The 18,301-nt window shown below is 40.0% G+C and carries 16 protein-coding genes; 14 read left to right on the forward strand and 2 right to left on the reverse strand.

What is annotated here, in order from left to right; genetic code table 11:
* The first annotated feature begins 3 nt into the window (after positions 1-3).
* From QKW49_RS22845 to QKW49_RS22870, 6 genes are all read left to right on the forward strand, one after another.
* On the forward strand, positions 4-2,148 hold the full coding sequence (locus tag QKW49_RS22845) for an NHLP family bacteriocin export ABC transporter peptidase/permease/ATPase subunit (protein WP_282864937.1): 2,145 nt from the start codon (positions 4-6) through the stop codon (positions 2,146-2,148).
* Positions 2,149-2,183: 35 nt separating this feature from the next.
* Positions 2,184-4,355, forward strand: a complete 2,172-nt coding sequence (locus QKW49_RS22850; RefSeq protein ID WP_282864938.1) for an NHLP bacteriocin export ABC transporter permease/ATPase subunit — start codon at positions 2,184-2,186, stop codon at positions 4,353-4,355.
* Between the two features lie 313 nt (positions 4,356-4,668).
* A complete protein-coding gene (locus QKW49_RS22855; protein ID WP_282864939.1) occupies positions 4,669-6,408 on the forward strand; it encodes an aldehyde ferredoxin oxidoreductase C-terminal domain-containing protein in 1,740 nt (579 codons plus the stop codon).
* Between the two features lie 192 nt (positions 6,409-6,600).
* On the forward strand, positions 6,601-6,933 hold the full coding sequence (locus QKW49_RS22860) for a MoaD/ThiS family protein (RefSeq protein WP_282864940.1): 333 nt from the start codon (positions 6,601-6,603) through the stop codon (positions 6,931-6,933).
* Between the two features lie 23 nt (positions 6,934-6,956).
* The gene (locus tag QKW49_RS22865) at positions 6,957-8,156 is read left to right on the forward strand and encodes a tungsten cofactor oxidoreductase radical SAM maturase (protein ID WP_282864941.1); all 1,200 of its coding nucleotides are present in this window, start codon (positions 6,957-6,959) and stop codon (positions 8,154-8,156) included.
* Between the two features lie 63 nt (positions 8,157-8,219).
* Positions 8,220-8,444, forward strand: a complete 225-nt coding sequence (locus tag QKW49_RS22870; protein ID WP_282864942.1) for a MoaD/ThiS family protein — start codon at positions 8,220-8,222, stop codon at positions 8,442-8,444.
* Between the two features lie 324 nt (positions 8,445-8,768).
* Here the strand turns inward: QKW49_RS22870 and QKW49_RS22875 are convergent, their stop codons facing one another.
* Together QKW49_RS22875 and QKW49_RS22880 are read right to left on the reverse strand one after the other, a co-directional pair.
* A complete protein-coding gene (locus QKW49_RS22875; protein WP_282864943.1) occupies positions 8,769-9,446 on the reverse strand; it encodes a CatA-like O-acetyltransferase in 678 nt (225 codons plus the stop codon).
* A gap of 2 nt (positions 9,447-9,448) precedes the next feature.
* The gene (locus QKW49_RS22880; RefSeq protein ID WP_282864944.1) at positions 9,449-10,033 is read right to left on the reverse strand and encodes a helix-turn-helix domain-containing protein; all 585 of its coding nucleotides are present in this window, start codon (positions 10,031-10,033) and stop codon (positions 9,449-9,451) included.
* A 361-nt stretch (positions 10,034-10,394) separates the two neighbouring features.
* On the opposite strand from QKW49_RS22880, the gene QKW49_RS22885 reads away from it, so the two are divergent.
* The 8 genes from QKW49_RS22885 to QKW49_RS22920 all read left to right on the forward strand — a co-directional run bounded on the left by QKW49_RS22885 (position 10,395) and on the right by QKW49_RS22920 (position 18,278).
* On the forward strand, positions 10,395-11,681 hold the full coding sequence (locus QKW49_RS22885; protein ID WP_282864945.1) for a 3-isopropylmalate dehydratase large subunit: 1,287 nt from the start codon (positions 10,395-10,397) through the stop codon (positions 11,679-11,681).
* Between the two features lie 15 nt (positions 11,682-11,696).
* Positions 11,697-12,221 (forward strand): 3-isopropylmalate dehydratase small subunit, encoded by a 525-nt coding sequence (locus QKW49_RS22890; protein WP_282864946.1) that lies wholly within the window; start codon positions 11,697-11,699, stop codon positions 12,219-12,221.
* 103 nt (positions 12,222-12,324) lie between these two features.
* Positions 12,325-12,876 (forward strand): sugar O-acetyltransferase, encoded by a 552-nt coding sequence (locus tag QKW49_RS22895; protein ID WP_282864947.1) that lies wholly within the window; start codon positions 12,325-12,327, stop codon positions 12,874-12,876.
* A 174-nt stretch (positions 12,877-13,050) separates the two neighbouring features.
* On the forward strand, positions 13,051-14,685 hold the full coding sequence (locus QKW49_RS22900) for a class I adenylate-forming enzyme family protein (protein WP_282864948.1): 1,635 nt from the start codon (positions 13,051-13,053) through the stop codon (positions 14,683-14,685).
* A 123-nt stretch (positions 14,686-14,808) separates the two neighbouring features.
* Complete coding sequence (locus QKW49_RS22905; protein ID WP_282864949.1) at positions 14,809-15,390, forward strand: hydrolase; 582 nt, start codon at positions 14,809-14,811, stop codon at positions 15,388-15,390.
* Between the two features lie 111 nt (positions 15,391-15,501).
* Positions 15,502-16,068: a hypothetical protein gene (locus QKW49_RS22910; RefSeq protein ID WP_282864950.1), complete on the forward strand. Its 567-nt coding sequence runs from the start codon at positions 15,502-15,504 to the stop codon at positions 16,066-16,068.
* A 285-nt stretch (positions 16,069-16,353) separates the two neighbouring features.
* Positions 16,354-16,890 (forward strand): MerR family transcriptional regulator, encoded by a 537-nt coding sequence (locus QKW49_RS22915; protein ID WP_282868221.1) that lies wholly within the window; start codon positions 16,354-16,356, stop codon positions 16,888-16,890.
* Positions 16,891-17,060: 170 nt separating this feature from the next.
* Complete coding sequence (locus QKW49_RS22920) at positions 17,061-18,278, forward strand: MFS transporter (protein ID WP_282864951.1); 1,218 nt, start codon at positions 17,061-17,063, stop codon at positions 18,276-18,278.
* The last annotated feature ends 23 nt before the right edge of the window (positions 18,279-18,301 follow it).

An 18,301-nucleotide genomic window follows, 5' to 3' on the forward strand; every position in this document is an offset into this window, starting at 1 on the left:
TGAATGCCCGGAATTGCAAAAGTGCCGGTAGTCATGCAGACAGAAGCGTTGGAGTGCGGTGCAGCTGCTCTGTGCATGATACTGGCATACTATGGAAAGTGGCTGCCATTGGAGCAGGTGCGCTCGGACTGCAGCGTATCCCAGGACGGGAGCAGCGTTAAGAATGTGGTGAAAGCGGCAAGGGCTTACGGTCTTAATGTATCCGAACATCGTATGGAACCGGCGGCGCTTAGGGATATTACCTGGCCTGCGATTGTTCATTGGAATTTAAATCACTTTGTGGTACTCAACGGATTTAAAAAAGATAAAGCGGTACTGAACGACCCTGCACAGGGAAGGGTTGAGGTTGCGCTAGAAGAGTTTTACAAATCTTTCAATGGGATGGTACTCCGTTTTGAAAAAACCGATGCTTTTGTACCCGAGGGCAAGCCCAAAAGTATGTGGGAGTCTGCGAAAAAAAGGCTTCGCGGTACAGCTGCTTCTTTTGCATTTATTATGCTTACGGGGCTGCTCACATCCGTCCTAGGGATGATTACCCCTATCTTTTCAAAAATTTTTCTGGACAATATTCTATCGGGTAAAAATCCGGAATGGCTGATGCTTTTTACTGCCGCTATGGCTATCACACTTGTTTTTCAATTTGCAGTTGGTGCGATAGAAGGAGTGTATTGGCTGAAAATTGAGGGAAAGATTGCAATTGAAGCGAATGCATCCTTTATGTGGCATGCGCTGCGTTTACCGGTTGAATTTTTTTCCCAGCGGTTTGCCGGTGACATTGTATCAAGACAGGAGTCAAATGAAAGTATCGCTTCCTCTTTGATCAGTAAGCTTGCGCCAATATTCATGAATGTCTGTCTGCTGATATTTTACCTGGCAGTGATGATAAATTACAGTATAACCCTGTCGGTGGTAGGTATCGCTGCGGTACTTATTAACATGGTTATCGCGCGTTTCGTATCTCATAAGCGCGCCAATATGGCCCGGAGGGTGCAGCGTGACGGAGGAAAGCTATCCGGCGTAACAATGTCGGGTCTTGAAATGATTGAAACCATCAAGGCATCCGGGGCAGAAATAGGCTTTTTTGAGCGCTGGTCAGGATATTTCACAAAGCAGAGGAATGCACTGGTTGAATTTTACACAGTCAGCAAACTTTTTAATACTATTCCACCGCTGCTGCAGCAGATGGCGAATATCGGCGTTCTTATGATAGGGGTTTACCTAATTCTGGACGGTGATTTGACGATAGGAATGCTGATTGCGTTCCAGGGTTTCCTAACCTCCTTTTTGACGCCGGTCAACCAGCTTGTGGAGGTGGGAGAATCATTGATTGAAGTGCGTTCACAGATGGAGCGGTTGGAAGATGTGATGAATTATAAACCGGATGTCGAGGATGATGAGGAAAAGGCGGCTGATGATGGAAAAGCAGAAAAGCTCAAGGGCGAAATTCATATCGGTAACGTTACTTTTGGATATAATAGACTGTCTCTGCCTTTAATTGAGGGTTTTTCGCTTAGCTTGAAACCGGGACAGAGTGTTGCCTTTGTAGGAGGATCCGGCAGCGGAAAATCCACCTTGGCCAAGCTGATTTCAGGATTATATCAGCCTTGGTTCGGAGAAATCCGCTTTGACGGGTTGTTGAAAAATGAAATCAATCGCGGTATCTTCACCGCCTCACTGGCGGTAGTCGATCAGGATGTAGCTATTTTTGAGGATACGGTCATAAATAATATTACCATGTGGGACAGGACAATCGATGAGGTTGCGATTGTTAACGCCTGCAAGGACGCTCAGATGCACGATGAGGTTATGGGGCGCCAAGGAGGTTATTCACACATCATTAAAGAAGGCGGTAAAAACTTTTCGGGGGGACAACGTCAAAGGTTTGAGATTGCAAGAGCATTTGCGCAGCAACCTTCCATCATCATACTTGACGAGGCGACAAGCGCGCTGGATACAAAAACCGAACAGCTGATTATGGAGGCGATTAAGGCAAGGGGCATTACGTTGATTATTATAGCACACCGGCTTTCCACCATTCGTGACTGTGATGAGATTATTGTGCTGGACAAAGGCAAGGTGGTTGAGCGGGGAACCCATGAGCAACTGATAAAAACAGGCGGTCAATATGCTGCATTGATAAGCAATTGATGGAACGGATTGACATAAGTAATGGGGGTGACTGTTTGGCATTTCAAAAACAGCTTGAAAGACGTATGGAAAATGATAATAAAGCGATGGATAGTGCATTTGCAGACCTTGCTGCGATTATTGGAGACGGTAAAGCCGGTGTGCTGCTAAAGGAAAAAGAAGCGGTTATTGATAACGCAATAAATCAAGTCATGCGTTCCCTTGGCATAAAGATGCCGCAGGTTCCGGGAGAGATAGAGTCCTTGAATGCACGGTTGGAATATGTGCTGCATCGGTCGGGTACCATGCGCAGGCGTGTGGAACTGACGGGGAAATGGTGGAAGGATACTGCCGGAGTCTTACTGGGCAGTACTAAAAACGGTGGTGTGACGGCGATACTGCCGGTATTTCCATCCGGTTACAAGTTTTTCGATGCCGAAACGGGAAGATGGGTCAGGGTAAATGAAAAAACAGCACAACAGCTCGGAACCGACGCCTATTGCTTTTATCGTGCATTGCCGGCGAAGGAGCTAAATCTGTTTGATTTGGGGCTGTTTATCCTGCGGGGAATAACAGGCGCCGATATCGTGTTGATTCTCGGTACGAGCTTACTTGTCAACCTACTGGGTCTTTTTATTCCGTTTATGAACAAGCAAATTTTCGACAGTGTGATTCCAAACGGCATAAAAAGTGATATATTCCCTGTAGCGTGGCTCTTGGTTGGAGCGGCAATAGGCTCATCCTTGTTCTCACTTAACCGGAGTTTTATATTGATGAGGCTGCGTGACAAAATCAATCTCTCGGTGCAAACCGCAACAATGATCAGAATATTTTCACTGCCGGCGACGTTTTTTAAGGACTATTCTTCAGGTGAGTTGAGCAGCCGTGCTATGAGCATAAATCAACTCAGCACCATGCTGTCGGATGCGGTGATGACTACGGGGCTGTCCGCACTTTTTTCATTCGTCTACATATTTCAGATGGGCAGCTTTGCCCCTTCGCTTTTAATGCCGGGGTTGCTTGTGATTATCACCATGTGTGTATTTACGGCATTGACAGGCCTTATCCAGCAGAAAAACTCCGAAAAGCGTATGAAGCTGTCGGCAAAGCTAAGGGGACTGGTATTTGGTTTGTTTAACGGTTTGCAGAAGATTAAGCTTGCCGGTGCTGAAAAACGTGCGTTTGCAAAATGGGCAGCAGAATACAAATTATTAGGAAGGGCTGCCTATTCACCGCCACTTTTTTTGCGGTTGAATCCCGCCATATCCGGTGCGATCACCTTAAGCGGTACGCTGCTTCTCTACTATTTTGCAGCAAGGAAAGGCATCTCTCAATCGGATTATATTGCCTTCAGCAGTGCATATGGTATCGTAAGCGGGGCCATCATTTCTCTTGCAGGGTCCGTCCTAACCCTTGCCAACATCAAGCCGCTTTTAGAAATGGTCAGACCGATATTTCAGGCTGTGCCGGAAATAGATGAAAGCAAGAAGACGGTTACCTCTCTATCCGGAAATATAGATATATCAAATGTTTTCTTCAGGTATACGGAGGATGGTCCAACCGTTCTTGACAATATAAGCTTGAAGATAGATGCCGGGCAATATGTTGCTATTGTAGGCAGGAGCGGATGCGGGAAGTCAACGCTGATGCGGATATTACTGGGCTTTGAAAAGCCGGAGTCGGGTGCAGTGTATTATGACGGAAATGATATGCAAACGCTGGATGTGCGCTCGTTAAGACAAAACATCGGAGTCTGTCTCCAGAACGGAAAGCTGTTTTCAGGGGATATATTTTCTAATATCATCATTACCGCACCCATGAGCACACTGGAGGATGCGTGGAGGGCAGCCCGTATGGCAGGGCTTGAGGATGATATCAAGGCAATGCCTATGGGAATGCATACGTTGATTAGCGAGGGAAGCGGAGGCATATCCGGCGGACAGCGGCAGAGGATATTGATTGCCAGAGCGCTTGCTTCAAATCCCAGAATTCTGTTTTTTGATGAGGCCACAAGTGCGCTGGATAACATCACCCAGAAGCATGTTGCAGACAGCCTTTCAGAACTTGGCTGTACAAGGATTGTCATAGCTCATAGGCTATCCACCGTTAAGGACTGCGATAGGATTGTTGTGCTGGACAAGGGAAAGATTGCGGAGGAAGGAAGCTATGATGAGCTGATGCATAAAAAAAGCTTGTTTTATGAGTTTGCTGCAAGGCAGGTAAATTAAAGTCGGAACTCGGTCAGGTCATATTTTCTGTAATTATGCCATTGTTCTGAAATGGATCGGTGTTCCGATATGTAACACATAAACATGCAATTTATCGCTCCAAAATGGAACGAAATTAAAAATGGCAATCTGTAGTCATTGAACTCTCTCATATTGAGAGGGTTTTTTATTTTGGCATAGTTTTTGCTTTATATATTTTATGAAACGAATTATTAGGAATTTGCAAAATGCTTGGAAGAAATGGGATGTAAAAAATTAAAAAAGTTGTAATCTGCAAATGACTATCACCAAACCAAAAAAAGGGGGTATTTTTATGAATAAGTTTATTCGCGTAAACATGACAACAAAGCAAGTCACTACTGAAGCGGTGCCCGAAAAATATGTAGGTCTGGGCGGACGTGCACTTACTTCCAACTTCGTTAATGATGAAGTTAAACCTACCTGCCATGCCCTAGGCAAGAACAACAAGCTGATCTTTGCACCTGGTCTGCTCAGCGGCACATCTGCTCCTAACTCGGGACGTCTTTCTGTAGGAGGAAAAAGTCCGTTAACCGGAACAATTAAAGAATGTAATACTGGTGGTTCGTTTTCGCAAAAAATGGCAAAAATGGATATCAAAGCATTGGTTATTGAAGGGATGCCTGAGGATGACAAGTTTTATATTATTAAAATTGATATGAACGGCGTTACCATTGAAGAATCTCCTGCCGAAATTATTGGCGGCTGCGGCAACTACAAAGCGATTGAAATATTAAGTGAAAAATACGGGAAAGATGTTGGTATCGCCTTAGCGGGTCCCGCAGGTGAACACCGTTTGCCTTCTGCTAATATTTCTTTTAAAGATCCTGAAGGAAACATCCGTAGTGCAGGCCGTGGAGGATTAGGAGCTGTATTAGGGTCAAAGAAAGTAAAAGCTCTCGTTATCGACGATACAGGTGCTTCACAAGTTCCTATCGCAGATCCCGAGAAATTTAGAGCAGCTTCAAAGGTGTTTGCTAAAGCCCTTCTCGATCATCCTGTTGCCGGTCAAGGCTTGGCTGCATATGGGACGGATGTATTGGTTAATATCTTGAATGAAGCGGGTGGATTACCATCTTATAATTTTACAAAAGGCCGTATAGATCATAATGATAATATCTCTGGCGAGACATTAAATGCTACCATTACAGAACGTGGCGGCGAAGGTAAAGTATCTCATGGATGTCATCGTGGTTGTATTATTAGATGCTCTCAGTGGTATCCTGACAAACAAGGTAAATATATAACAAGTGGTTTTGAATATGAAACCATCTGGGGACTTGGTGCTGATGCAGGCATTCAAGATTTAGACGATATTGCTTATATGGACCGTGCCATGGACGATATAGGGGTTGACAGCATCGAGACTGCCGTTGCAATAGCAACTGCCATGGAAGGTGGTTTGTTACCTTGGGGCGACGGTAAAGCTGCACTTGATGTTATTAAACAAATAGCTGTTCCTACTCCTTTAGGACGAATCATTGGTGGAGGTTGTGCAGTTGTTGGTAAAGTTTGTGGTCTATATAGAGTACCGGTAGTAAAAGATCAAGCAATACCTGCTTACGATCCACGTTCCGTTAAAGGTATCGGTTTAACTTATGCCACTACCACAATGGGTGCCGACCATACTGCAGGATATTGTATATCCGGTAACATTTTAAAGGTAGGAGCAGATTTAGACCCACTTAAGAAAGATGGACAAATCGAGTATGCTCGTGCGATGCAAATCGGAACTGCTGCAGTTGATAGTACGGGTATGTGTCTGTTCGTTTACTTTGGTATCGCTGACAATCCTGGCGGATATCAAGCGCTCATTGATATGATTAATGCTCAATATGGTCTATCTTTAACTGCTACAGATGTTGATAAATTAGGTGAATCTGTCCTTAAGGTTGAGCGTGATTTCAATAAAAGAGCCGGTTTTACAAACGCTCATGACCGTTTACCTGAATTTTTCGAATATGAACCATTACCTCCACACAACGTGGTTTGGGACTTTACTCCTGAAGAGATCGATGAAGTTTATAACTTCTAATTTTAATCTTTACTTTTAGTCTACGTGTTTTTCGGAGACATAACTATAAATAGCCGGACTTAGGTCCGGCTTATTGGTATTTTATTCAATTCATTTGTAATTACTGTTGAAGTATATCTTAATATTAACCGAAGGACTGTTAAAAATATTTTTTTATTTAATACAAGAGTATTCATAAGGAGGATAGATTGTATGGCTGAACAAAGCAAAAAAACAATTGAAGTAAGGGGCTTTCTTCATTTAGATGCCTTTCTAAGAAAAAAATATGGCACCATACCTTTGATCCTTGATCTAGATACTCCGACTACAGGTATTGCTCTAGCTGAAAAATTAAAAATTCCTTTAGATGAAATTGAAGTTATCTTTATAAACGGATTTGTTCACCCTTTAGATTCCATAATCCGGCCTGGTGACCGAATGGCCTTTCTGCCGCCGGGCTGTCCTGGTCCTTATCGGATAGCCCTTGGATTTTATAGTAAAAACCAAGACAACGAAGCTAACTTTAAGATCAAGAAGAAAGAGTAAATTCTGATAATAAGGGGCATTATATGAAGAAACAGTTTGAAACATTAGGGACGAATCTTTTTGCAGCCGGCCAAAAGATTCGAATTTCGAAAAATGGTTATACACAGTTGCCGGTTTCTGCGGGAAAAGAACAGGAAGTACTATTTGTATCAACAGAAGACGGTTGCCGATTAATTCCTTTATTACCAGATGTAAGAAGAATCTATATTGAAGTTACTACTAAGTGTAATTTTGAGTGTATAACCTGCATAAGAAGCTCTTGGCAAGATAATCTGATGCATATGGACTGGGAGACTTTTGAAAACATACTTAGAAACCTCAAAGAATTACCTTATTTAGAGTCGGTACATTTTGGCGGTTTTGGCGAGCCAATGATGCACCCCAAAATATTTGATATGTTAAGGTCGGTTAAAGAACTTGGTCTAAGAGTAGAAATGATCACCAATGGTTCTTATCTAAGCAAGGAGAATATTAATAAATTAATAGACCTGGAGTTGGATATTCTCTTTACATCCCTTGACAGTCCTGAAGAAGAACGATATAACGAGATTAGGCAAGGAGCCGACTTTCAGAGTGTTTCTCAGAATATCGCAAATTTACAGGCTATGAAACGTGAACGCAAGGTCAAAAAACCGGAGCTTGGAATAGAGTTTGTCGCCATGAAAAAAAATTTCTATCAACTGCCTAAGCTGATTCGTATGGCTTACGATCTCAATGCCGGTCATATTATTGTCAGCAATTTGCTGCCGTATCACGAGTCCATGGCAGACGAAATTGTTTATGATATGGATGACACAGGATGTATGTTTGGGAAAGAATCTTTAAAAACCACCATTTGGGCACAAGTATCCAATATGAAATTAAGAACGGAACGCAGCTGTAAGTTCGTAAAAGATAAATCTTTTTGTATCAATTATCAAGGGAATGTGAGTCCATGTTATGCATTGATGCACTCATATCAGTGTTATATTTATGGAAGAAAAAAACAAATGCACCCATGCTACCTGGGTAATGTCAATGAAAAAAAACTTCAAGAAATATGGATGGATTCCGGATATATCAATTTCAGGCGGGTCGTTAATGAAAATCTTTTCCCATCTTGTACTGACTGTAAGTATCAGGACGGTTGCAGTTATACGGAAAGCAACGAAATGGATTGCTGGGGCAACAGCCCGTCCTGTGCAGAGTGTCTCTGGGCCAGACGCATTATAGCTTGCCCATAAAAATGGACAAATCATAAAATGTCATTAGATATTAATGAAATACAGTTAAAAGAGGTGAATATAGTGAAGATAACAGTTAGGCTATTTGCGACTTTGAGAATAAATAACGAGAAAGAGATGCTGATGGATTTGCCGGAAGGTGCCACTCCCAAAGATATTATTGAGCGATTAAATATCCTGGAAAAAGATGCAGCAATAATACTTATCAACGGAAGAGGCGGAAAGATTGATACGGTTATTGCTCAAAATGATACCGTATCAATCTTTCCGCCGGTAGGAGGCGGTTGATTTAAATCAAGCAAATGCCAAGGGGGCATGCCCCCTTGGCACCTTGGCATTCCCTGTAATTCGATGCCCGATACGTGGTGTCTGATGGGTGCCAGCCTCAAACAGACAGGGGGACGGACGGTTCCTTTGTCTTAATTATCTTATATACAATATACTCGGAACCATGACAAAACTTGGCATATTTAAAGGAGATGCTTCCGGCAATTTCAACCTCACAGCAAACTCTAAAGCAGGCCATTTTTTCATGAGATAGGATTGAGTATAGAGAATAGGTAACGGCTGTTTTAAAGGGGGCGAGAAAACAGCGATATAACATTTTTTAAATCAAATTGTTGCACTTTCATCTATCCAAATTTCCGGATGGTTCATATCATGCTGTAAATCAGCTAAGAATGTTTTGATATGCCAACCGTCTGTTGTTGCATGATGAACAGTAATGGAAAGAGGCATCATGATTTTTTCATTATTCTCAATAAATTTTCCGGCTTCGATGGTTGGAAAATAATAGGGTTTATTTTCATAGCTATGAAATGCAAAATGCTTGAATCCTACCCAAGGTAGAGATGATACAGTATAACTGTTTGCGGGAGGCAATCGGTCTGACTGAGATAGAAGCCCATGATGATTGCTGTACTGCTGTTGGTTTTCTAAATAACTGTCATAAAAAAATGAAAAAGTATCGTCATATTCTGTCCACATTAATGAAATTGTTTTATCATCCTCATGGAAGGTAGCATATAGGGGCGTAAGGACATCCCAATACCCCAGCACACTGTCAACCATAGCTACTTTAAACTCAACTTGCCGATTAAGCATTTTTGTTGTTAACCACAGGTAGGCAGGAAAAAACTTGATTTTGCGGTTTTTTAAAGCAGCTTTCATCATTGTTACATCTAAATCAACAGTTAATGAATACCCTGTTGGAGCCATTTTAGAAAAATAGTAGAACATCTGACCATGAGGCCATGTTTGCAAATCAATTGGATTAAATTTAACATCCATAATTATATTCCTTTCACCCATAAGCCATGCTCGCTGCAATAAGTATATAGCTTTCCTCGTCGTATTTTGGGAATTCGTAATTCTGCATTCTGTTCAGGATATAGTTTTGTAAGTATTACCTTGTCAAAAGAGACAAACGCGACAAATGAAATATAATGAGTTTTGCTCATTTCATGATGCATTTGAATATAGTAGTCATTTTCGATATCAGTGACATTTATCCTGTGAGATTCATCTTCCGCTTTTTCAATTAAAGCGGTTAACTTTCTGCCACAGCAGGAGATTTCAGCCTCACTTGTGCTGGTTATAACATTACTGCAATTTCTGCACACATAGAATTTAATTCGTTTCATATTACCACCATCCGTATCTTTTTCTTCTAAATCACCCGATAAAATTTTTTCGATGTTAACTCCTAATATTTTGGAAAGGTCACCGAGTAGTGTCACATCAGGACAACCCATACCACGTTCCCATTTTGAGATGGTCTTGTCGCTAATATTCATCTTCTCAGCAATATCTTTCTGGGTCATATTTTTTTCTTTACGTAAACTCATAATTAGTGATCCAACTTTATTGCAGTCCATAACGATTTCCTCCTGTCTATATATCAAATATAACTGTAAATAAATAATTTTTCAATCAACGCTCCGTAGAGTTTTTGGAATTTTATCATGGGAATATAAGGTGAAAAGGTACACCGAGGGGGAAGTTGGTATACCCTATATGGTTACCGCTCCATACCAACGAGAATTCATAAAAGAAAAATCATTCACATTAAACGTGCTCACTTTTAGAATTATCTGAAATTGACTTTAAAATTTTAAAAATTGATTGTATAATATAAAATATCTACAATATAGAAAAGAATTAAATTGATCATTAATTCTTTACACAATGAGTGCAAATTGATCGATTTGTGATAAATAAAAAGGTGAGGAGAAAGAAATGGGTAAAACGTTAGCTGAAAAAATATTTGACGCACATAGAGTAAATATGCCGTTTCCTGATACGCATGTTTTAAAATTGGATAGGGTTTTTTGTCACGAAATTACCACACCGATTGCAATCACAGATCTGATGGCAAGAGGAATGGACAGAGTTTTTGATCCTACGAAAATAAAGGCGGTTATAGACCATGTAACCCCTGCAAAAGACTCAAAAACTGCTGAACAGGGAAAGATATTGCGTGATTGGGCCAAAAGACATGGTATCAAAGACTTTTTTGACATTGGAAGAAATGGCGTATGTCATGCGATATTTCCGGAAAAAGGTTTCGTGAGGCCGGGTTACACCGTTATTATGGGTGATTCGCACACATGTACGCATGGCGCATTTGGAGCTTTCGCAGCAGGTGTGGGAACTACCGACCTTGAAGTTGGTATATTAAAGGGTGTATGTGCATTCCACTTTCCGAAAACAATAAAATTTGTTCTGAATGGTACCTTGAAACCGGGAGTTTATGCAAAAGACCTTATACTTTTTATCATTAAAGAACTGACTGTGAATGGTGCGACAAACATGGTCATCGAATTTACAGGGCCGGTCATCGATGCAATGTCAATGGAATCACGTATGACGTTATGCAATATGGCCATAGAAGCCGGAGGCACTTGTGGCGTATGCTATCCTGATATGACAACAGTCGAATATTTATGGGAATTTATAAAAGACGAATTTAGTACAAAGGAAGAAGCTTTAAAAGAATATTCAAAATGGATTTCGGATGAGGATGCTTCCTATGAAAAAGTATATGAATATGATGTTTCGAACTTGGAACCGATGGTTACATTTGGATTTAAGCCTGATCAGGTAAAAACAGTCAGTGAGATGTCCGGCACAAAAATTGACCAGGTTTATATAGGAAGCTGTACCAATGGCCGTATTGAAGATCTGAGAATTGCTGCAAGTATCCTTAAAGGTAAAAAAATAAGTGATGATGTGCGTGCAATTGTAAGTCCTGCAACTCCGGATATTTATGCCATGGCCTTAAAAGAAGGAATTATTGAAATTTTCCAGAGTGCCGGTTTTTGCGTTACAAACCCAACATGCGGAGCTTGTCTTGGCATGAGTAATGGTGTACTTGCCAATGGTGAATCCTGCGCTTCTACTACAAACCGTAACTTCAACGGCAGAATGGGAAAAGGCGGTAAAGTTCATCTGATGAGTCCTGCGACTGCTGCAGCTTCAGCGATTGAAGGGAAAATAACAAATTCTGAGATTTATAAAGCTTAGATAGTGGAGGTAATGATGAAGAATTTTAGCGGAAAAGTTTTATTTTTAGATAGAAATGATATCAATACCGATGAAATCATTCCGGCAAAATATCTGACTGAGATTACGAAAGAGGCATTAAAGCCATATTTATTAGAAGACTTGTCTCTTCCCGGTTTCAACAATAGAGAAGATATTAAAGACAAAGCTGTGGTTGTAACAAGAGCCAATTTTGGCTGCGGTTCTTCCAGAGAGCATGCGCCATGGGCTTTGGAAGTAAACGGAATCAATGTAGTTCTTGCAGAAAACTTTGCAAGAATATTCAGGCAGAATATGTATAATTGTGGTATGTTCGCAATAGAACTGCCAAAAGATAAGATTGAATATCTTCTTGAGAACTATTCAGGCAAAGATACTTCAATAGAAATTGATATTGATAAAGATCAAATTATTGTAACTTCAGCAGGTAAATCAGAAGCAATCGACTTCAAAGTCGGCGAGTTTGACAAGACTCTTGTTAAAGAAGGCGGCTGGGTTGGATATGCTGATAAAAACTATTGATCCATAAGCATATTATTTATCATACTGTGTTATGCTAAAAACACCTGTAAAACTGTTGGTTTTACAGGTGTTTTTGTTGAAAAATAAAAAAGGAGGATGATATATGAAAAGTGAAAAGGAAAAAATGCTGGCAGGTGAATATTATAATGCTAGTGATGAACAATTGACTAATGAAAGGATTTATGCACGGAATTTAACTTTTGAGTTTAATAATACAAGACCAATTGAAAATCAAAAAAGACTGGAGATTATTAAAAAATTGATTGCTGCTAAAGGAGCATTTCATATTGAAGCACCGTTTAACTGTGACTACGGTTATAATATCGAAGTCGGCGAAAATTTCTATGCGAATTATGGCTGTATTATACTTGATGTAAATAAGGTTAAAATCGGAGATAACGTACTTTTAGCACCAAATGTTCAGATATATACTGCTGCGCACCCGATTGATCCGCTAGAAAGGCTTACCGGTAAAGAATATGCTAAGCCTGTTATTATAGGAAATAATGTTTGGATTGGTGGCGGAGCAATTATATGCCCCGGAGTAAAAATTGGAGATAATGTCACTATAGGAGCAGGGAGCGTTGTGACCAAAAATATACCTGATAATGCAGTTGCTGCAGGAAATCCTTGCAAAGTGATTAGAAATATTTAATGTTACGTGCCTATTAAAAGGATTAATACCGAATCCCAGATTACTGTCATTAATTAATAAAAATCTGTTGAATAACGACTTGTATCAGCTTATAATATAGTAAGTGTAGAACGGTTTTTTATTATTAAATACACGATATTTTTTGTAATGATGGTAGAATGGGAGGAAAGAAAAATGTCTATCACTGAAATATTATCGCGCAATGCCCATGAATATGGCCAGGAAATATGCCTGACGGAGATTAACTTGGATCTTCAGGAAAGCCACAATGTCATCTGGCGTGAATATGAACTGATTGAAAACAATCCGGCAGGGGAGTACCGGAGGGAAATGACCTGGCGAGTTTTTGATGAGAAAGCCAATCGAATGGCTAATTTATTGCTGAGAAGAGGAATAAAAAAAGGAGATAAGGTGGCTATTCTTTTGATGAATTGCCTGGAGTGGCTGCCTATTTATTTTGGAATATTAAAAGCCGGCGCGATCGCGGTGCCATTGAACTTTCGATATACGGCTGAAGAAATAAAATATTGTTTGAATCTATCCGATACCATTGCCTTGATTTTCGGACCTGAGTTTATCGGTCGCATGGAAACCATATATGATCAAATGCCTAAGGTGAAAACTCTATTTTTTGCAGGAGAGGACCGTCCTTCCTTTGCGGAAAGCTATGATCGCCTCACTGCGAACTGTTCTTCAGAAACCCCACAGATTGAACTTTCGGATGAAGATGATGCAGCAATATATTTCTCCTCGGGGACTACGGGATTTCCAAAAGCCATCTTACATACACATCAGAGTTTGATGTCAGCATGTTACACGGAGTATAAGCATCATGGTCAAACACGTGAAGATAATTTTTTATGCATTCCTCCGCTTTATCATACCGGGGCAAAGATGCATTGGTTTGGTAGTTTGCTAGCGGGAAGTAAAGCAGTATTACTTAGAGGAATTAAGCCGGATTGGATACTTAAGACAGTCTCTGAAGAAAAAATTACGATTGTCTGGCTTTTGGTTCCTTGGGCACAAGACATTCTGGATGCCATTGAAAGAGGAGATGTCAAACTGGAGGACTATGACCTTTCTCAATGGAGACTGATGCATATCGGGGCTCAACCTGTTCCACCCAGCTTGATTTATCGATGGAAGGAGTATTTTCCTCATCATCTTTATGATACGAATTATGGTCTGAGTGAATCTATCGGTCCGGGATGTGTCCATTTAGGTACCGAGAATATTCACAAGGTTGGTGCTATCGGAATACCCGGTTATAATTGGGAAGTGAAGATTGCAGATGAGAATGGATATCCTGTAGAACAGGGACAGGTTGGAGAATTGGCGGTCAAGGGACCGGGTGTAATGAAATGCTACTATAACGACCCGGCAGCGACTGCAGCAGTAATCAAGGATGGCTGGCTGTTTACAGGAGATATGGCCCGGATGGATGAAGATGGCTTTATTTATTTGGTTGACCGGAAAAAAGATGTGATCATCAGCGGTGGGGAGAACTTATATCCGGTACAAATTGAAGATTTTCTACGTGCGCATGATGCAATTAAGGATGTAGCAGTGATTGGATTGCCTGACGCGCGTTTAGGTGAAATAGCGGCTGCTATCATAGAATTAAAGCCAGATTGCGATTGCACATTGGAAGAAATAAAGGCATTCTGCACACCAATGCCGCGTTACAAACGTCCGCGAAAAATTATTTTTGATACAGTTCCCCGTAATCCTACCGGGAAGATCGAAAAACCGAGATTAAGGGGAAAATACGGTGCAATAAGTTTGGTAGCCGCTCAAACGGAAAGGTGAAGTGTAACTTACTTTAAGCCTATTGAGAATACTGAAAAATTTTATGGTTCTTGTAAGTTGATCACTTTCGAGAGCCGTTTTTTTAGAGATATATCAACACATAAAAAGAAAGAAGGGTTTTAAATGAGCACAGTAGAACCTAATAGAAGACAAGCGTATGAGCTGCTCGAAAAGTATAATAAAAGTGATAGTTTAATCAAGCATGCGTTGGCAGTTGAAGGGGTCATGCTCCATTTTGCTGAGATTTTAGAAGAAGCAGATAAGGAAAAGTGGGGAATTGTCGGTTTGGTACACGACATTGATTATGAAATGTATCCTGAGCAGCACTGTCTAAAGGCGCGAGAAATTCTTGCTGAGCATCACTGGCCTGAGGACTATATTCATGCCGTTGAGAGTCACGGTTGGGGAATATGTTGTAATGTAAAGCCTGATGAACGAATGGAAAAAGTGCTTTTTACCATTGATGAGCTTACCGGCTTAATTGCAGCAACGGCTTTAATGCGACCAAGTAAAAGTATTTTGGATACAGAGCTAAAATCGGTTAAGAAAAAGTGGAAACAAAAAGGATTCGCAGCCGGTGTGAACCGGGAGATTATTGAGCAAGGAGCAAAAATGCTGGGGTTGGAGCTTGATTATATCATGGAAGAGACTCTAAAGGGAATGCAAAAAGTTGCAGAAAGCATTGGGCTGAAAGGGGATCTGTAACTGGACTTTTAGAGAGCTAGTTGCCGCAATTTTGCCACATTCAAGTATACGGTTTTGGTCGATATATTAATTGAGACAATTAATATATCAAAGGAATAGGAGTGATTTGAAATGAGTATATCAGCTATTTCCGGATCAACTAGTATGGGATATAACAGCTCCGAAGTTCAGACTCAAAAACTGAACTCAGAAGAAAACGACCAAAGCCAAAACACTAAAAACGGTATTGAAAAAACAGCAGAGGAGTCAACAAATATCCGATCAAAAACAATATCATCCGTTGAAGGCAAAGCAATAGTCGAAATGTCTTCACATGGAGATACTGTTGAAATAAGCGAGCAGGGTATGAGTAAAAGACAGAGCATGTCCAAGCCCCAAAAAGCTGTGCCAATTGAACAAACAGAAACAAGTGAAGTCTCATCAGCTGCTGCAGTTGCTGTAGAAGCATTAACATCGGATGAATCAAGTGACTCAACCGATTCAAGCGATTTGTCACAGTATTCTGAATATGAATTAAAAAATATGTTGGCAGAAGGAACTATATCAAGAAGCGAATATATTGCAGAAATTGAAAGCAGGAAAGGAAGCACCGATTCTTCCGAGAATGATGAGAGCTTAAAGGATGAAGAAGATTTGTTGAATAGTATTAATTCAAATAGTTCGAATTTTATTGAGTAGCAACGTATAGTTGGTATTCACAAAAGAGATCGTTTTTTCTAAAGGGGGCGGAGCTGCTGATGACTCCGCCCTTTGTTAATTTCGGGTGTGAATTTTTTAAAAAATTATATTCTAACTTATCTGCCTTGTTTTTCAGCCTTGTTTTTTGGTATTATGTCTATAGATATTAGGCTCTATTCTTAGTGAGTGACTAAACAACTACTAGGTGGTCAATATACGTGAACGACTATGTACAACGTTGTAAAACAAAGATGCTAATGCAAAGGAAGTGATCTTATATTTACTATTGGACAGGTTTGTAAAAAATTTGGAATTTCAAGGAGTACGCTCTTATACTATGATTCTATTGGGCTATTGACGCCTAGGATGCGAACAAGAGGAAATTATCGTGTGTATTCAAAAGAGGATATAGCCAGATTGGAACATATTTTTCTTTATAGAGAAACAGGAGTATCTTTAGAGGATATCAAAACCATTCTTGACTCTCCAAAGAGTAGTTTATCTGATATCTTCGAAAAAAGGTTAGAAAGCTTAAATGATGAGATCAATAAGATCAAATTTCAACAGCGGTTTATCATAAATATATTAAAAAACAAAGAATTGCCACTGCAAACATCACTTATTGAAAAAGAAAATTTTGTAGATATCCTAAAAACCATCGGACTGAAAGAGGAGGAAATGGATAAACTTCATGCGGAGTTTGAAAGGCGTTATCCAAAGGAGCATCAAACATTTCTGGAGTTTCTGGGTATTTCCGTTGATGAAATTCGTCTAATCAGGGAATATTCCCAAAAATTATCACAACAGCAAATTAGCGGTTAAAAATAAAAGCCTTTTTGAATCGCGTGATATCCGTGCTTTGAAGGGCCTTAATTATTTTGCCGGAGTTTACACCTTTATACCTAAGTGCATTAATAAAAGTACTTGACCTGACTATAACTTTATAGTTTATTCTACCAATGTACTCAAAAAATAGGGAGGGTGTAAATAAAATGTTTCGCAAACTATTCTTGAACAAAGACTTCTTTTTACTGTGGACAGGACAGATTGTATCTCAAATTGGTGATAAGTTTTATGGGATTGCCCTTGCATGGTGGGTTTTACAGAGAACCAATTCTTCTGTAATGATGGGCCTTTTTATGGCAGCATCTGTATTGCCGGGATTAATCTTCAGCATTTTTGCAGGTGTATTCATAGATAAATGGAATCGTAAAATGATTATCATTATGAGCGATATGATGAGAGGGATTTGCGTCATCATGATTGCAATCCTTTCGGCTATGAATATCCTTGTATTATGGCATATCTTTGTCGCAGCTATTCTTATATCTCTATGTTCTGCCTTTTTTGATCCCACCGTAAAGGCAATCATCCCTCAAATCGTTAAAGCAGAACAATTACCTCGGGCAAATTCTCTCAGTGAAATGGTGGATGCCGCCAGTATCATCATCGGTCCTGTGCTAGGAGCTGCCTTTGTAAGCTTCTTTGGTTTTACCATCGTATTTCTCATTAATGGTCTTTCTTATCTTAATTCAGCCTTCTTTGAATCTTTTATGACTATTCCTTCACATATGGATTCGCACTCCGATGCCTATACCCTGCGGTATGAGATCGGAAGGGGAATCAAGTATTTACTAAGTAGAAGGAAGATCGTAATTACAATAGGGGTTATAGGAATAGCGCACTTTTTTGTAGGGGCGCTTATAGTATCTCTGCCGTTTTTGGCAAAAGCGCTGTCGGGAGACAATATACAAACGTTAGGAAATTTGGAAATGATGCTGGGCGTTGGGATGTTGTTGGGTGCTCTTTCAATTCAAGTACGAGCTAAAAGTCATATTAAAGACAACAATTTGTTTGTTTTTATTGCCGCTATGGGTATCTTATATGTATCCATAGCAATAACCAAGGCTATAACAAACTCCGTTGCTTTACCATATATGATTTTGCTATGCCTTGTAGGAATAGTGATTGCAAATGCTTCTGTGTATTGGCAGTCAATGCTTCAGCTTAATACTTCTAATGATATGGCAGGACGTGTTTTTAGTATTTCATCCATGGTTGGTGAGATATCACTGCCTATATCCTATGGGTTATTTGGTATACTTCTTAAATATACATCAATTTCAATATTAATGCTCTTTTCCGGATTAGCGTTAGTTTTGATAAGCTTGATACTTATGCATCTTTATACTTCTAAAAAAATATATTGATTATTATACTAAAAAAGGAATTT

This window comes from Petroclostridium sp. X23 (assembly GCF_030013905.1).
Classification (GTDB): domain Bacteria; phylum Bacillota; class Clostridia; order SK-Y3; family SK-Y3; genus X23.

Excerpts from the sequence above, each read along its gene's own strand:
- QKW49_RS22845 (WP_282864937.1), top strand. The coding sequence starts at position 4 with ATGCCCGGAATTGCAAAAGTGCCGGTAGTCATGCAGACAGAAGCGTTG.
- QKW49_RS22855 (WP_282864939.1), top strand. The coding sequence starts at position 4,669 with ATGAATAAGTTTATTCGCGTAAACATGACAACAAAGCAAGTCACTACT.
- QKW49_RS22860 (WP_282864940.1), top strand. The coding sequence starts at position 6,601 with ATGGCTGAACAAAGCAAAAAAACAATTGAAGTAAGGGGCTTTCTTCAT.
- QKW49_RS22865 (WP_282864941.1), top strand. The coding sequence starts at position 6,957 with ATGAAGAAACAGTTTGAAACATTAGGGACGAATCTTTTTGCAGCCGGC.
- QKW49_RS22875 (WP_282864943.1), bottom strand. The coding sequence starts at position 9,446 with ATGGATGTTAAATTTAATCCAATTGATTTGCAAACATGGCCTCATGGT.
- QKW49_RS22880 (WP_282864944.1), bottom strand. The coding sequence starts at position 10,033 with ATGGACTGCAATAAAGTTGGATCACTAATTATGAGTTTACGTAAAGAA.
- QKW49_RS22885 (WP_282864945.1), top strand. The coding sequence starts at position 10,395 with ATGGGTAAAACGTTAGCTGAAAAAATATTTGACGCACATAGAGTAAAT.
- QKW49_RS22890 (WP_282864946.1), top strand. The coding sequence starts at position 11,697 with ATGAAGAATTTTAGCGGAAAAGTTTTATTTTTAGATAGAAATGATATC.
- QKW49_RS22895 (WP_282864947.1), top strand. The coding sequence starts at position 12,325 with ATGAAAAGTGAAAAGGAAAAAATGCTGGCAGGTGAATATTATAATGCT.
- QKW49_RS22900 (WP_282864948.1), top strand. The coding sequence starts at position 13,051 with ATGTCTATCACTGAAATATTATCGCGCAATGCCCATGAATATGGCCAG.
- QKW49_RS22905 (WP_282864949.1), top strand. The coding sequence starts at position 14,809 with ATGAGCACAGTAGAACCTAATAGAAGACAAGCGTATGAGCTGCTCGAA.
- QKW49_RS22910 (WP_282864950.1), top strand. The coding sequence starts at position 15,502 with ATGAGTATATCAGCTATTTCCGGATCAACTAGTATGGGATATAACAGC.
- QKW49_RS22920 (WP_282864951.1), top strand. The coding sequence starts at position 17,061 with ATGTTTCGCAAACTATTCTTGAACAAAGACTTCTTTTTACTGTGGACA.